The sequence below is a fragment of the Streptomyces sp. NPDC001339 genome (assembly GCF_042895955.1).
Lineage (GTDB): Bacteria > Actinomycetota > Actinomycetes > Streptomycetales > Streptomycetaceae > Streptomyces.
Genome location: NZ_JBIAWT010000008.1, coordinates 18,458 through 32,057 on the forward strand (window position 1 = coordinate 18,458; position 13,600 = coordinate 32,057).

The 13,600-nt window shown below is 68.1% G+C and carries 15 protein-coding genes and 1 pseudogene; 4 read left to right on the forward strand and 12 right to left on the reverse strand.

Annotated elements, in window-relative coordinates; translation table 11 throughout:
• Positions 1 to 134: 134 nt before the first annotated feature.
• The 5 genes from ACFY12_RS23750 to ACFY12_RS23770 all read right to left on the reverse strand — a co-directional run bounded on the left by ACFY12_RS23750 (position 135) and on the right by ACFY12_RS23770 (position 4,451).
• Complete coding sequence (locus ACFY12_RS23750) at positions 135 to 1,337, reverse strand: helix-turn-helix domain-containing protein (protein WP_390717892.1); 1,203 nt, start codon at positions 1,335 to 1,337, stop codon at positions 135 to 137.
• Between the two features lie 108 nt (positions 1,338 to 1,445).
• Positions 1,446 to 2,108 carry an HAD-IA family hydrolase gene (locus ACFY12_RS23755; protein WP_390717893.1) on the reverse strand — a complete coding sequence of 221 codons (663 nt, stop codon included), beginning with the start codon at positions 2,106 to 2,108 and terminating at the stop codon, positions 1,446 to 1,448.
• 308 nt (positions 2,109 to 2,416) lie between these two features.
• On the reverse strand, positions 2,417 to 2,800 hold the full coding sequence (locus tag ACFY12_RS23760) for a hypothetical protein (protein ID WP_390717894.1): 384 nt from the start codon (positions 2,798 to 2,800) through the stop codon (positions 2,417 to 2,419).
• Between the two features lie 23 nt (positions 2,801 to 2,823).
• Entirely contained in the window at positions 2,824 to 4,134 is a 1,311-nt protein-coding gene (locus ACFY12_RS23765) for a hypothetical protein (protein WP_390717895.1), read from the reverse strand.
• Positions 4,134 to 4,451, reverse strand: a complete 318-nt coding sequence (locus tag ACFY12_RS23770) for a WXG100 family type VII secretion target (protein WP_390717896.1) — start codon at positions 4,449 to 4,451, stop codon at positions 4,134 to 4,136. Before ACFY12_RS23770 ends, ACFY12_RS23765 begins: the two co-directional genes overlap by 1 nt.
• Before the next feature lie 398 nt (positions 4,452 to 4,849).
• Between ACFY12_RS23770 and ACFY12_RS23775 the strand changes: the two genes are divergently transcribed.
• On the forward strand, positions 4,850 to 5,806 hold the full coding sequence (locus tag ACFY12_RS23775; RefSeq protein ID WP_390717897.1) for a helix-turn-helix domain-containing protein: 957 nt from the start codon (positions 4,850 to 4,852) through the stop codon (positions 5,804 to 5,806).
• 350 nt (positions 5,807 to 6,156) lie between these two features.
• Here the strand turns inward: ACFY12_RS23775 and ACFY12_RS23780 are convergent, their stop codons facing one another.
• Positions 6,157 to 6,462 (reverse strand): hypothetical protein, encoded by a 306-nt coding sequence (locus ACFY12_RS23780; RefSeq protein ID WP_390717898.1) that lies wholly within the window; start codon positions 6,460 to 6,462, stop codon positions 6,157 to 6,159.
• Between the two features lie 93 nt (positions 6,463 to 6,555).
• Positions 6,556 to 7,128, reverse strand: coding sequence for a hypothetical protein (locus ACFY12_RS23785; protein ID WP_390717899.1), 573 nt, complete (start codon positions 7,126 to 7,128; stop codon positions 6,556 to 6,558).
• Between the two features lie 246 nt (positions 7,129 to 7,374).
• Between ACFY12_RS23785 and ACFY12_RS23790 the strand changes: the two genes are divergently transcribed.
• From ACFY12_RS23790 to ACFY12_RS23800, 3 genes are all read left to right on the forward strand, one after another.
• On the forward strand, positions 7,375 to 8,166 hold the full coding sequence (locus ACFY12_RS23790) for a DUF317 domain-containing protein (RefSeq protein ID WP_390717900.1): 792 nt from the start codon (positions 7,375 to 7,377) through the stop codon (positions 8,164 to 8,166).
• Between the two features lie 93 nt (positions 8,167 to 8,259).
• Positions 8,260 to 8,706 carry a hypothetical protein gene (locus tag ACFY12_RS23795; protein ID WP_390717901.1) on the forward strand — a complete coding sequence of 149 codons (447 nt, stop codon included), beginning with the start codon at positions 8,260 to 8,262 and terminating at the stop codon, positions 8,704 to 8,706.
• Positions 8,707 to 8,795: 89 nt separating this feature from the next.
• A complete protein-coding gene (locus ACFY12_RS23800) occupies positions 8,796 to 9,479 on the forward strand; it encodes a hypothetical protein (protein WP_390717902.1) in 684 nt (227 codons plus the stop codon).
• Positions 9,480 to 9,496: 17 nt separating this feature from the next.
• Here ACFY12_RS23800 and ACFY12_RS23805 read toward each other — a convergent pair whose 3' ends face one another.
• The 5 genes and pseudogenes from ACFY12_RS23805 to ACFY12_RS23825 all read right to left on the reverse strand — a co-directional run bounded on the left by ACFY12_RS23805 (position 9,497) and on the right by ACFY12_RS23825 (position 13,593).
• Positions 9,497 to 10,099 carry a hypothetical protein gene (locus ACFY12_RS23805; RefSeq protein ID WP_390717903.1) on the reverse strand — a complete coding sequence of 201 codons (603 nt, stop codon included), beginning with the start codon at positions 10,097 to 10,099 and terminating at the stop codon, positions 9,497 to 9,499.
• A 319-nt stretch (positions 10,100 to 10,418) separates the two neighbouring features.
• Positions 10,419 to 10,493 (reverse strand): annotated as a pseudogene (locus ACFY12_RS23810) (relaxase); the annotation flags it as partial.
• A 40-nt stretch (positions 10,494 to 10,533) separates the two neighbouring features.
• A complete protein-coding gene (locus tag ACFY12_RS23815; RefSeq protein WP_390718223.1) occupies positions 10,534 to 10,929 on the reverse strand; it encodes a hypothetical protein in 396 nt (131 codons plus the stop codon).
• A 295-nt stretch (positions 10,930 to 11,224) separates the two neighbouring features.
• Positions 11,225 to 12,925, reverse strand: a complete 1,701-nt coding sequence (locus ACFY12_RS23820; protein WP_390717904.1) for a relaxase/mobilization nuclease domain-containing protein — start codon at positions 12,923 to 12,925, stop codon at positions 11,225 to 11,227.
• A complete protein-coding gene (locus tag ACFY12_RS23825) occupies positions 12,922 to 13,593 on the reverse strand; it encodes a MobC family plasmid mobilization relaxosome protein (RefSeq protein ID WP_390717905.1) in 672 nt (223 codons plus the stop codon). The genes ACFY12_RS23820 and ACFY12_RS23825 overlap by 4 nt, the downstream gene beginning before the upstream one ends.
• Between the last annotated feature and the right edge of the window lie 7 nt (positions 13,594 to 13,600).

Here is a 13,600-nt window from a genome sequence, read left to right on the forward strand (position 1 = left end):
GGCGGCGCCGCGAGGTCATCGGACAGGGGACTGCTACGCCACGTGCTGCGGGGTTCGGTCCACGCCACCGGGGTGCTACGGGGCGTGGCAGTCGCGCTGGCAGCGGCAGCTCAAGCTGCCATGGCTCGTGGCGGTCAGCGGACTCCGAGGGGAACGCCGGCTGCCTGGGCGATTCCGCGGAGGCGGCCGACGGACACACCAGCCAGGCGGGAGATGATCACGCCGGGCAACATCTGGTGGCGCACCCATCCCGGGGCCATGGCGCAGACGGCTTCGAGGGTGTCGGCAGCCTGCTCCCACCGTCGGCACTCCACATGGGTCAAGGCCACGTCGAGGCCGTAGCGGGCCCGGGTAGCAAGGGGCACGGTGTCGTCCAGCCGGACCGTATCCATGAGCCGAAGGGCCCTGGCGGTGTCGCCGAGGGCGACGGCGATGCTCATGGCCTGCGTGGCGGCGTACAGAGGTCCGAAAGGCTGGGCATGCAGACCACGGGCGTGCTCGGCGCCGAGGCGAGCGCCGACCGCATGCGCTTGGGAGAGATATTCGCGGGCGGTGTCCGCCGAGGCGCCACCCCGGGATGCGGACACGGCGGCGTTCGTCACGAGCTGCCCGTACACCGATAGCCGGTCGGGGTCGTGCTCGGACATCTTCGGTTCGATCCGGCCTGCCTGGGCGGTAGCGAGCGCGAACCCCTGCGTGGTTCGCCCGTCGCGGAGGTTGACCCATGCTGTGGTGGCGGCGAGGTGGGCGTCACGAAGGTCGTCCCCGGCCTGCACAGCGATCTGACGGCCGTAGGTGAGTGCTGCGTAGGCGAGGTCTCGCGAGCCCCAGACGTTCGCGGCCATCCCCGCGGTCTGGAAGACATCGGCCAGTACGCCGGCCGCGGCTTCCCGCTCGTCGGCGTCCGCGGCGTCGTATCGGGCGCGGGCCTCGGGGAGCAGGGCACCGAGCAGTGCGCCGAGCTCGGTGTACCGGCCTGCCCAGTAGGCGGCGTCGGCACGCTGGACCACAGCGCGGAGTTCTTCGACGGTGCCCGGTTCGGTGCTGGCGGGAATGCCGATGGCGGCATCGTGGGTGGCGGCCGACAGGGTGCGCAGGGCGGCTCGCTCGTCGCGGTCCATAGAGCGGCGGGGCGCCTGCTGGCCGAGGAGTACGGCGATGTCGGTTCCGAGGGTGGAGGCGATGGAGAGCAGAGAGGGGAGGGAGGCGGTCCCGCCGCGTTCCAGCTTCCGCACGACACCGACGGATACGGCGGCCGCTTCCGCTAACTGCTCCTGTGTCATGCCGCCGCGGAGAGTCTTGAGTCGCTCGGCGGTGCTGTACTCCGACCATTGCATGACAGCCACTCCTCATCCTGACAGGCCAGGCGTGGACCGTACCCGCTGTCGCCCGATTGCGAACACCCATAGAGACAGCAGGAGATGACGATCGGCTGGAACATATCGCTATGCGGGTAGGGCGGCGCTCACCCCCAGCAGCCCCTCCAGCTCGGCCACTGTGGCGGCCTCGTGAGTCGCGAGGACGGTGGTGATGCCCAATGCCTCGGCAGGCGGGAGGTTTACGGGATGGTCGTCAACGAACACGCATGCCTGCGGCGGGAGGCCGAGACGATCCAGCGTCAGCTGGTAGATCGCCGGATCCGGCTTTGCAATGCCAGCCGTCTCAGAGATGACGTGCACATCGAACAGGTTCCAGGCACCGGCATGCTCGTACGGGTCGAACGGATCCAGGCCGAAACTGTTCGACAGGAGCGCGAGCCGGTACCCGGCGTCTTTGGCAGCACGCGCAAGTGCGGCCATACGCCGAGCTGCGGGTACTCCGGCCCATGCGCGTCCCATCAGGTTCTCCGGCGCCACATCAGCACCGAGCAGGGCCGCGGTTCGCTCGTTCCACTCGGCCTGCCCGATCTCGCCGATCTCCAGCGCGGCGTACAGCCGTCGGCCTTCAGGGTTGTCATTGAGGGTGGCACGCCACGCCTCGGGGTGCAGCCCTTCCGACTCGCACCACGCGCGGTGTGTGGGGCGCGGGTCTGCTGTCAGAACCCCGGCGAAGTCCAGGATGAGCCCGCGCTGGGCTTGGCGGTTGGCGGTGTCCGTGGGCTGCGGCATGCTGCGTGCTCCCTCTCCATGGGCCTGTCGAAGGACGCTACCGCGTGGGGTGAGCGTGGGACGGTGAGACGTTCTGACCTCCGACCTGGCTCACCGCCCGTCGGCACCGCCACAGCCGGCTCGTCATCGCCTACACCGGGGCGCTCGTCGCGATCAGGTCTGGGCAAAGAAGAGCGGGTGCACGGTCAGCGAGCGCGGACGTGTGCCGGCGAAATCTGTGAGGCGTAGGAGAAGGTTCACTGACGTGGCGAAGGAGCCCTTCACGGCAGGTGAAGGGCTCCTTCGTGATTTCTCATGGAATCTCACCGTCACATAACTTCAGGCAATTCGCTGGCCAGATTGATCAATTGCCCTTTGGGTACGTCGGGGACGCGATACCCATGCCCGCGAACACGAGTTAGGAAATCTTCCGGTAGCTGGATGTGATAGTTCCGCACGTAGAACGCAAGATCTGCCCTCCAGACCCACTCGCCGTCGGTAGCGATAGACTCGCCGCTGAGGATTCGCTGGTCAGAACCAAGGACATCCCCGACAGCCCCCATCGCCAGGAACAGGTCTTTGCCGTTCTCTAGGTAGGCGAGAATGCGGGCCTCGTCCGGCTCGCCGGTCTCGCGTGCAAAGTCCTTGATCTTTCCGTCCGGGATCCCTGCACGCTCCGGCCAAAACTCCTCGAAATGTCCGAGAATCCTCACTACGACTTGCTCCTTGTTCTGGCCTAGTTAGCTACAGGAAGGAAGGTACGCCAGTATCCATCAAGGTAGATGGTGGGTTGCTGGGTGCCGAGGTCCGGCATCACACCGACCTTGTTGGTTGGCGCCATCACAGGAACGCCGAGTTCGTTCGCCACCTGCTGAGCCGCGGACACAGAGTCCACGCCTGCACCGTTCGTGCCGCTGTGGCACGAGACGAGTCTCACCGGCCCCCCGTCATAACTGGGATTATTCCGGATGGCCTCAGCGATCTGAACAGGGTGTGTGTCACCCCCTGAGAAGCTCTTGTCATGTGCGTTGACTCGACCCGGCTCGAAGAACCCGCGGTCATTGCCGTGAATCACCACATCGTGGTAGCCGGGCTTTGGCTTCACGAGGTCGAGATTCGTAAGCGTTGCCTTGTCGTATCCGATGCCGGTGCTGCCATTGCGGTAGTAGACGGGGTCCCCAGCGGCGAGATGGGCATCGCCAGGCGTTTTTGGTGGCGCGGGGATCGTTGACTCAGGATCCATTCGCGCCGTGTAATGTCGGCTCATCTCTGCCGACGTCTTGGGCACGCGCAGGTTGGTGAGCCCGGCCAGCTCGATCTCTTGGACGCCCTGAGCGCCTCTGGCGCCCCACGCCCTACCCACGCGAGATGCGGTACCTGCGCCGGCACCGAATGCTCCGCCGAAGAGCATGCCGCTCGTACCCGCGGAGCTCGCTTCCTTCAGATTGATTCCGTGTTGGTCACCGAGTAGGTTCCGGCCGCCCTGAGCGACGACCACGTCCACGGTGATGGCTTCGATCCCGCCGATGGCGGCGGTAGCCAGGACAGTTCCAGCGATCTCGGCGACGGTGGCAGAGACGGCGACGCCTGCCGTACTCGCCGCGGCGACGATCGCCTCAGTGGCGCCGACGGCGGCGACTTCGCTGATGCCGCCGGTGAAGAGGGCCAGGGCCGTACCGGCGACCAGGACCGCGCCGGCGATTTCCAACTCGTGCTCGATCTTCTTCTTCGCCTCGGCGACCTGATCGGCGTACTTGTCCAGGGCCTTGGCCATGTCGCGGGCGGCGGTGGCCACATCGTCGAGGTAGCCCTTGCCGCCGCCGTGGTACTTGCGCCAGAACTCGCCGAATGCCTCGATCGACTGTCCCTTGTTGTTATCGATCACGTCCTGGGCGCGCTTGTGGCAGGCTGCTGTGCAGTCCTCGACATCGTCCGCGTATGTACGCCAGGCTCGCGCGGCCTCCCGGAGTTCGTCCTCGTCGCCCTCCGGCCACCACATGCCGGTGAGGTCCTGGACGATCTCTTTGGCCTTGTCGGCAGCACCCATTACTGACCGCCCTCGAAGCCGGACTTGGCCGAGCGGTCTGCTTCATCGTGGTTGGCCGCCATGTCGTTCATGGCTTTGGTGACGCTGGACAGGCCCTTGACCAGGGCCGCAGCTGCCCTCTCGATCTGCGCCCGGTGCGGGGCGTAGGCGTGCTCGAACTTCTTGCCCTGCTCGTCACCACCCCACGGCTCCCCCAGCCCGTCGAGCGCATGTCGGAGCTTGGCCGTCGCCCGTTGCAGGGCGACAGACTCCCGGTGGAACGTTGGAGCGGCGGACTTGAGTTGGTCGGTATCTATGTCAAAGCCGTCGCCAGCCATGCCGTGCCTCCCCCTCGGCCGTGTACTCGTAACCCATCGCGAGCCGCTGACAGACTTCCGGCTCCCACGTAGTGACGATGGCATACGGCACTGACAACGGACCTGGTGCGGGCACATTTCAGCCACGATTCAACGCTGTCCGGCGAGCAGGTTCAGGGCGAGCATCGGGGACGTGATCGAAGGATCGACTTCTGACGCCATCGCCAGACCGTTGCAGGGCCTGACCAGCCATCCAGCAGATACCAGCTCACGGCGAACGTGTCATCAATTCCCTATCCAGAGCTGGCGATTGATGCCGAGCGCAAGCTACGCTCACGCACCCACAATCCCATAAACGCAGGTGACCCCGGCGGTGGTAGCACACCCCGGGGCCCGACACCGAAGAGGACTAGTCTTCGATGCGCATCAATCGTAGCGCGCGCACGCGCTACTTCACCGTCCTGGGCAACGAGGTCCTGCGGGACCGCCGACTCAGCTTCACCGCCCGCGGCCTCCTTGCCTACCTAGTGTCCCTCCCGGATGGCGCCCGCGAGGACGTCCGCACCCTCGCCGACAAGAACCCCGGTGTTGGCCGACGTGGCGTGGCCAAGGCCCTCGACGAGCTGGTCGAGTACGGCTACTACGTACGACGCACCGTCCGGGACGAAGGCAGCGGCCAGGTCCGCACCGAGACTCACGTCTACGACACGCCGCAAGCCGACGGCGGGGCACCGCTTCCCGCACCGGCGGGAACCGGCGAGGCGGAGGCCGGGAAGGCGGGAGCGTCCCCCAAGGAAAGCAAGAACCCAGAGCAAGAACCCACCCACCCTGCCCCGGGGCCGACGGGCGCCGAGCCGTCCGGTGGGCGGGCGGAGGGAACGGCTCCCACCGAGACCACCCTTGCTCCCATGTCTGAGGCCACGGAGCGTGGTTCCGCGCTGCTGTCCCGTCTCGGCAGCGTTGAGCCGAAGCTGGCGCTGAGCTCTGCCGACGCACTTGCCCTGGCACCACTGGCTGCCCGGTGGCTGGAGGCCGGGGTGTCCGAGTTGGAGGCCCGCTCACTCCTGGCCGATGGGCTACCCCCGGTGGTGCACAGCGCACGGGCGCTCGTCGCGGATCGCTTGGTGCGCAAGCTGCCGGCGCCTCGTAGCTGGCGGGATGCCGCCGCCCCGGCTGCCCCGCTGGTGGAGTGCGCCGAGTGCCGCGATCCTCTGCCCCGTGGCCAGCAGACCGGCATCTGCGCCGTCTGCGCGGGGGCGGCACTTCCTGTCACCGAGGCAGTGCCAGTCACCGAGACGGTGTCCGATCGTGTGGCGGCTCTGCGGACGGTGCTGCGTGCTCGGCCGGTAACTGCCACGGCCCGGGGTCTGCGGTGAGAGGCGGTCTCACCCACGACAGGCACGAACGCCCTTCAACACGCTGGAGAACATGATGGGTCTCTCAGGCGGTTGGCGTGGACGCCACCTCACGTGAGGTGGCGCACTAAGCGATCTACGCATGCGATCCGTTCGTACGTCACTTCAGAGGTGCGTTCGTTGGAACCGCCGGAGTGCGGGCGTCGCTCTCTGTGTGAGTTGTCCGCTGTCATTCAGCCCAGTCGTTTGACAGCGAACGCAGCCGTTTCGGCTGGCTGTGGTTATGAACCTAATCGCGTGCGGTGAAAGTGCTGGTGGGCAGCCCTGCCCGAGGGCGCTCTCGGTCACACACGCTCCATGCTCTGGTCGTCCTACAGGTGGTCGAGGGGTTCGGCGGCGTACGTGCCGTCGCCGAGCGGGGCATCGGTCAGCTCGAAGCGTTGGGACAGGCTGCCGACCCGGCGGGTGACGACGCTGCCGGGGGCCCGGGTGGTCTCGTAGTACAGAGGGGTGCCGTCGGCGCCGGTGGTGCCCAGCAGACTGAAGCGGCGCAGCACGCGGGGAGGCGTCGGGGTGGTCCGGCGACGCCGGTAGAGCCAGCCGGCTGCGGCGGCGAGACCGGTGACGACCAGACCGACTGCAGTCGGAATCAGGAACTTATCGAAGAGCGCGGACACGGCGGCATCACTCCTGCGAGGCGGGTAGGGCCCGCCACTGCGACGGGCCGCGCCGACCATCGGGCAGGCGGGGGTTAGCCGCGCAACCCCCGTTCATCTTGCTCCTCCGTCCGGGAAGTTGGGTGCGGTCGGCGGATCGTCGTACAGCGCCCTCGGTGCGTCAGCGTCGGCCGCCCAGCTTGGATGCACGGCGAACGCGGACGGTGCCTCCTCGTCCCAAGGGGGCCGGGATGTGGTGGCGTCGTAGTGGGCGAGGGCGGCGCGGAAGACGGGTAGATCCTCACCGGACATCTCGTAGGCCGATGCCTGCCGCCATCCGTCCTGTGGGCCGCCGCCGTAGACCACAGTGACCGGCGCCTCGGTGCCATCGGGCCACCAACCGTGCTTGACGCCGCGCTTGAGGGCGTAGGTCAGGGCCACGGTGGGGCCGCGGAGTCCGCGCGAGAACGCCTCGCGCAGCACGGCGGCCTCCAGATGGCCGTCGGACTCTACGACCAGGCGCACGAACAGGCGGGCGTCTTCATTGAGTGTGTTCAGGAAGACCATCGCCCTGTCGACGTCCCATGCGGTGTCGACGGAGACGGCCAGTTCGTCTCGATGCTCGGCGAGCAGGTCGAGCAGTTTGCGCTCGAACTCCTCGCTCGCGCCTTCAATGGTGATCCGCACAAGAACCTTTCCCCGCAGCACTCTATGTAGTCTCTATCGATCGCTATAGTGTTACGGACTGGAGTTTGGGTTGTCTATAGCTACGACGTAGTGGTCTATAGGTCGCCAGCTTTTTGCGGGCGGGGCATGCCGGATTCGGCAGGGCTCGGTTCGATGGCAAAACGACTGGGTTCGATGTCAACGGACATGAGTTCGCCGGGGGCAGACGGGAAAGATCCCGCAGGGACTGGTGCGTCGCGGCAACGCATGTCAACGTACAACGCCTGCCGGAAGACCCACCCCGAGCCCACGGAGGCGCCCCTGTACCCGCACTACCCCAGCGACCCCTTCCGTCCCGATTCGCAGGGCCCGGTTTACTGGGTCACCCCGCGCCATCTGGCCGGTGACGACGGCGCCCTCGCCGAGCGGATCGGCGACACCTTGGTCGACCTCGGCTGGCGCATGTGGCCGACCTCCCGCAATACCCTGCTGTATGTGAGCCCGAATGAGCTGTGCGGGGCCGAGTGGATCCTCGCCAGCTATCCGTTCGAGCTGGGCGGACTGCCCGTTGCCTGGCAGCTGAGCGTCCGCCCGCATGCCGCCTCCGCGACGGCAGACTGGAACGCCTACTTCACCGCTGGCGTCCCACACGAGGCACTCGGCGACCTCCTCATTGCGATCGACGCTCGCGAAGCGCCCGACGCCGGATTCGAGGGGCCGGAGAAGGTCGTCACCGCGCTCAGCGCCCGGGGCTGGATCCGTGACGTGGACCGCCCCCGAACCGCCGCCACGGACCCGGGGTTCTCCTGCAGCGTCTCCTTGGAGCTGCAGCCTCCGCTCGTCCAGGACGCCGACCCGCGCCCTGACCTGCTGGGCTGGCAGGCGTGGGCGGAACCCGTCCTCGGCGGCCCGTACCTGTGGTGCGCCAGCTTCAGCGCCAGCGTCCCCCATGACCTGGTCGCCGCATTCGCCTCCTCACTCGCCTCACCCATCCCGGTGCCCCGCCGCACCGTGCCTGAGTGCGCCGAGGGTCGGCTCCAGGTCGTCCGCCGCAGCTGACGACTCGCGGCCTGGAGCGGCTTGTGCTGCTCGTCGCTGATTTCCCTGAGCTGCCCGTTCCTGTACCTGTCAGATGACTGAGATGGAGTCTTCATGTTCCGACGACGTGCTCGTGCCGACCGTGACTTCCGTGAGGCCCAGCGTGCGGGCCAGGCGATGCTGAGGATGCTCGCCGAGCTGCCCTGTCCCATCTCTCCTGGCCAGGCCGCCGCTACGGCCCCGGCGGTGCCGGAGTCGGCGGCGACCGACTTCCTGCCGCCTGACTTCAGAGCGCCGTCCCTGCAGGACGTCGACGGCTTCATGATGCGCTGGGAGCAGCCGCTCGTCGTTGACGGCGAGGTCCGCCAGTGCCCCGAGTGCGACGCGTATCGGGACTGGATCGTCTTCAACATGCGTGACGGCTCGATCTGGCTGCGCTGCCGGGACGGCCACCAGACCAAGGAACCGCGTCTGGATCCGGCCTGGTACAACCGCCACTCCGGGCCCGCCGACCGCTACCACCCCACCCTCGAAGACGGGCTGCGCCACCTCGGCCACTGAACCCCACGCCCCCTTCCCCTGCCCATCGCCGGCGCCCAGAGGGCCGGCCCGGTCAGACCGTCCGCTCCACACCAACCTTGGGGTTTCACTTGCGTCTTCGCACCACGACCGTCCTCAGCCTGAGCTTCTTCGCCCTGACCGGCTGCTCCGTCGGGAGCACCCCCGTCACGCATCCGGCGCCGTCGGCTGCCATGCGCTCAGACAGCGGGAATGCCCCGGTGTCTGAGCCGTTGTCCTCGGCCGCGTTGAGCAAGCGGCTTCTGGACGAGAGCGACGTGGGTGAGGGATATGCCCGCAAGCCGGGGCAGCCCCAGCGGCACGACGACGTCACCGTGACCGACTGTCCCGCGCTGGAGAAGCTCGGAGGCGAAGCAGCAGCCGGTGGCAGCCTCGCCTTCCCCCGCAGGGCGAAGGCGTCCTTCACCTATACGGGCGGCAGCGGCTCGGACGTGTCCGAGGAGCTGTACAGCGACACCGAGGACAAACTCTCGACGGGCGTGGGCCGGATCTTCGAGGCGATGACCTCCTGTCGCACCTACCAGGTACTGGTCGGCAGCACCCCCGTCACGGTCACGACCCAGAATGCGCCCGCCCCACGGTTGGGTGACGAGGGGTGGAGTCAGCTGCTGACCTTCACCGTTGGCCGCCGCAGCAGCGTCGTCAAGCAGACAGCTGTGCGTACCGGGACTGTGGTCGTCGTAGTCTCGGGCAGCCCCGGACTTGTCGACGCCCACGTGGCGAAGGCCGTCGACAAGGCACACCGCGCGGGCTGAGCCCACCTCCCCTGGAACTATCGTGTGCCTTCGGCGCACGTGGCGACTGCCTTCTGTAGGCCGGTGAAGTCGGTCTCCAGCGGGTTGAGGCGCTTGAGGCTGGACGGCCTGATGCTCTTCTGGCTAGGGCACCGCTCGTCCAGGACACGGGTGGGTAGAACGTAGAAGGTCCATTGGTCGAGGTCCAAGGGGTTGAGGGTCTGCTTGTCATGGTGGTGCAGCAGGCAGAAGACGTACACGTCTGAGCGACGCAGTTTGTCGGGCAAGACGGTGTTGGTCTGTGGGCACCAGCCGGAGGTCGGTTCGATGTTGAACGAGACCTCCGATGGCTTGGACTGCGCCCACGACTGCAGGTAGGCCGTCGACTTCACCTCGACGCGCCACTCTTCGGGCGTAAGGATGTCGACGGTGTCCCATTCAGTGCGGGTACCGGTGGCGGCGCCCAGTGCCGTGGCCACGAGGTACTCGGCCAGGATGCCGCGCATGGTGTTGTTGGCCAGGTCAGAGCATGCCCAGCTCCAGAACTCGCCGAGCCTGCCCATGGTTTCGCCGTTGGCCCGTATCGGCTCACTGCCGCTGCGGCGCGTGATGATGAGCGGACCAAGATCGGCGGTACTCATACTGTCCTCCTGACGACGGCCTCGGGCGAGTGGTGCTCAGCCTGACAGCAGCCACTGACAACGGCGTTGAGCCCGTCGAGGGAGCGTGGGGCGCGGCCAGCGGAAGCCGTTGAGCAAAGACTGCTGACGGGCCCGACCTTTCATGGTCGGGCCCGTCAGCTATATGCCGCCTACTAGCCGAGCTCCACCAGGGGGATCGGCGTTCTTGCCGCGATCAGCGCCGAGGTGCGCCTGGTGGTGACGGCGTCGGCATCTGCTGTGCGGCGACCAGCTGATCGTCGGCGAGGTTGGCCCGGGTGCCTTCCGGAGCCGGGATGTATCCGGGGAGGTCTGCGGTGCGGCGCAGGCGCCAGACGAGGACATCGCTGACGGAGCCGGCGGTGTCCAGTTCCCGGTGAGCGGAGTTCTGATGTGCCTCCGTCGACGTGTGGCTGTCAGTCCTGTCCGTGTTCGGTGCGGTATCGGAAGGGGTCTCGCGCGCGGAGGGCCTCGACCAGGCGCGCGCACTCTGCGTAGTCCTCGTCGGCCATGAGGGCGTAGACCTCGCCGGCGCTGCACAGGGTGCCGTCGGGGAGCTGGTCGACGTACTTCGTGAACAGGTTGACGAGGGCTTCCTGCATCGCCTGGCGTTCGCGCACCAAGTCGTTCTCAAGCCGCTTCTGGGCGTTCGCGGCGTCTATCTCTTCCGGGGTGCAGGTGTAGATGAGGTCGTGTTCGGCAGCGGTGAATGGGCTCCCGCCACGGCGGTACAGGTGATCGGAGTCGCGGCGGGAGGCGTCGACGTCGGTGAGGAGGACGACGACGTCGGGGCGTACGGAGAGTTCGGGCATGGGCTACTCCTTGTGCGGTGTCGTGTGATCGGCTGGTGCTGGTGGGTGGTTCGGCATGGTGTCGGCGGGTGGTGCTCGGGGCATGGGATGCGCCTTGGTCCGGGGAGGTATGGGCTAGGAGGGGCAAGGGACTTTGTGCCGGGGCGCCGGACGGAGGCCGGCGTACGCGCTCTCGGCTGACGAGCCGGCACCGAGGGGAGTGGCGTGGGGCGTCATGAGCCGCTGCGAGGTCCGTTTGATGCGCCTGGCGAGGATGCGCTCGAACTACTCCCCCCAGCGGCCCACGCGGAACTGATCACCGTCGTCGTGCAGGCGACGCCTTTGGAGCGGGGACGGCCGCTGCCGGATGGACCGTAGGAACGGGGCGCTGTACAGCGCTGCGGGCTTGTGCGGCACGGGCGCGGGGGCTGGGTGCGTGGCGTTCGCCGAGGCGCTGAATGCGCCAGGTGAGGACTTCCGCCGGTGAGCGGGCATCGTCCAGCGGGCGTTGCCCGGCTGCTTGTCGGAGCAGGGTGGCGGGGTCGTGCCCCTTGCCCTGGGCGTCCGCGAGCACGGCCGCCAGTGCGCCCCAGGCGGCCTCGTCGAGGATCTGCTCAGCGTAGGCAGGCACGGCCTTGCGCAGGTGCTCGACGTAGCGGCGCGTGACGTCGGCGGGCGGCTTGCGCTCGGCGAGTCGCGCCAGCGGGGCCGGTGCGGCCCGCCCGTACGCGGCCTGGAGGTGGAGCAGGGTCTGCTGGGCCGCGGCGACCTGCTGGTCGTGGTGGTGCAGAGCGCTCTGGCGGCGCACGGCCATGACCGTGAGGATGGCGGCGTCCATGAGCATGGCCACGAGGCCGTCGTCGGCAGGGTGGGTACGGATGGTCTTCAGAGCGCCGCGCAGCGCGCGGGCGTGCTGGTGGTCCACGCGGGCACGGGTGTTGACCGCGTACTCGAAGGCGAAGGCCGCCTTGCGCAGCTCAGCGCGGATGTGGGTGGGGGCGAGGGCGGGCAGGGCGTAGAGGATCTCTCCGAACGCCACCAGATGTGCCGAGGCGGGTGTGGGGTCGTCCTGGGCGAGGTGGTGGGGGATGCGTTCGATGGCGGCGGTGGCCTGATGCCACGGGTTCAGCCGGGGCCGGCCTGTCGGCTGCGGTGCTGTGGGTTCGGTGGCGGCGAGGCGTTCTTGGATCTTGGGCAGGGACAGGTCGGTGGCGAGACTGGTGCCGGAGTACCAGATGGGTTTGCCGTCGGCGTTGGTGTCGCCGGGCAGTGCGACCTTGTAGCCGTTGATGTCGCCGGAGGGCAGGGTGCGGGTTTCGACCTGCAGGCCCGCATCGGCCAGCAGGCCCAGGAACCCCTCCACGCTGTGGGCGTGGGAGAGCGCCGTGCGCACCGTGAGGCGCAGCTGTTCGCGTACGGCGCGGCTGTGTCCGTTGCGGGCTGCCTTCTCCGTCTCCGCGCGGGTGGGGCGCTTGGCGGCGGGCCAGGCGTCTTTGTCGCGGTTGACCTGGTGGAGGCCGAAGTCTGTCTCGATCTTGGTGAGTTCGGTCATGGCGCGGTGGTAGTCGTTCCAGTTGCGCGGCGGGCGCAGGTCCCCGCGCATCTTGGTGGCGACGATGTGGATGTGGTCGTCCGCGTGGCGCACGGCGACCCAGCGGCAGCCGTCCGGATCACCGTCGGGGGCGATGCCGGTGGCGTCCAGGACGCGGCGGGCGATGGTGGCCCACTCGGCGTCGGTCAGGGTGCGGTCCTCGGGAGCGGCGCGCAGCGAGCAGTGCCACACGTGACCCTCCGGCGCCTGGTCGCCGGCCTGCTGCACGCGCAGGTCGAGGGCCTGGACAAGCTGGTTCATCCGCTCCTTGTGGCCGGGGCTGCCCTTCGGGCCGGGGTCGGGGGCGAAGCCGTCCCAGGAGGCGACGATGTGCTGGTCGGTGTGCTCGTTGGCACGGCCCTTGTCGAACAGGTAGATCAGGACACCGCGGGTGTTGCTGCCCGGCTTGACGATGTTCGCGATCACGCCCGGCCCGTCTTCTGCTCGGCCGCCCGGAACGCGGCCTCGTCCACGGCCCGCACCGCGTCCCGGGCAGTGCCCAGTAGCCCCTCCGTCCGGGCGAGTATCGCGGCGTCCACAGGGTGGGGGTCACCCTCGGAGTTGAGGCGGCGGGCGATCTGGTTGACGTTGTTGCCGATCCGGGCGATCTGCGTGCGCAAGGCTGCGAACTCGTCGATCACGTCGTCGTAGACCGTGCGCTGGTTGGGCAGGTGCTCCTCGCCGTTGACGAAGGCCATGACGACCGCGCCGACCAGGTGCGCGCCGGTGATCTCCAGCGACTTCGCCTTGGCCAGGATCCTGGCTTTCTCATCCTCGCTGTAGCGGGCGTCGACACGGTCTTCGCGCCGGCCACAGCTGCTGGCTTCGCGGCGACGGGCGACACGGTAGAGCGCGGCATCATCGGCAGCACGCACAACGGCAGATGACAGTTGCTCGGCGTCATCAGCGTCACCCACCCCCTCCTGCTCCGGCGCGCCCTCGTGCCGGAGTGCCTCCTCCGCCACCCCCGGGGCGGAGGAGCCCGCGTCGGACCGGCCCGTGGACGGTCCGACGCCATTGCTTGCTGCGCGTGTGACGGGTGCGGCGATCGTCTGCTCTTGGGGCGTAGAGAGTTCGGGGTGCTGGTCGCGCACGACGGGA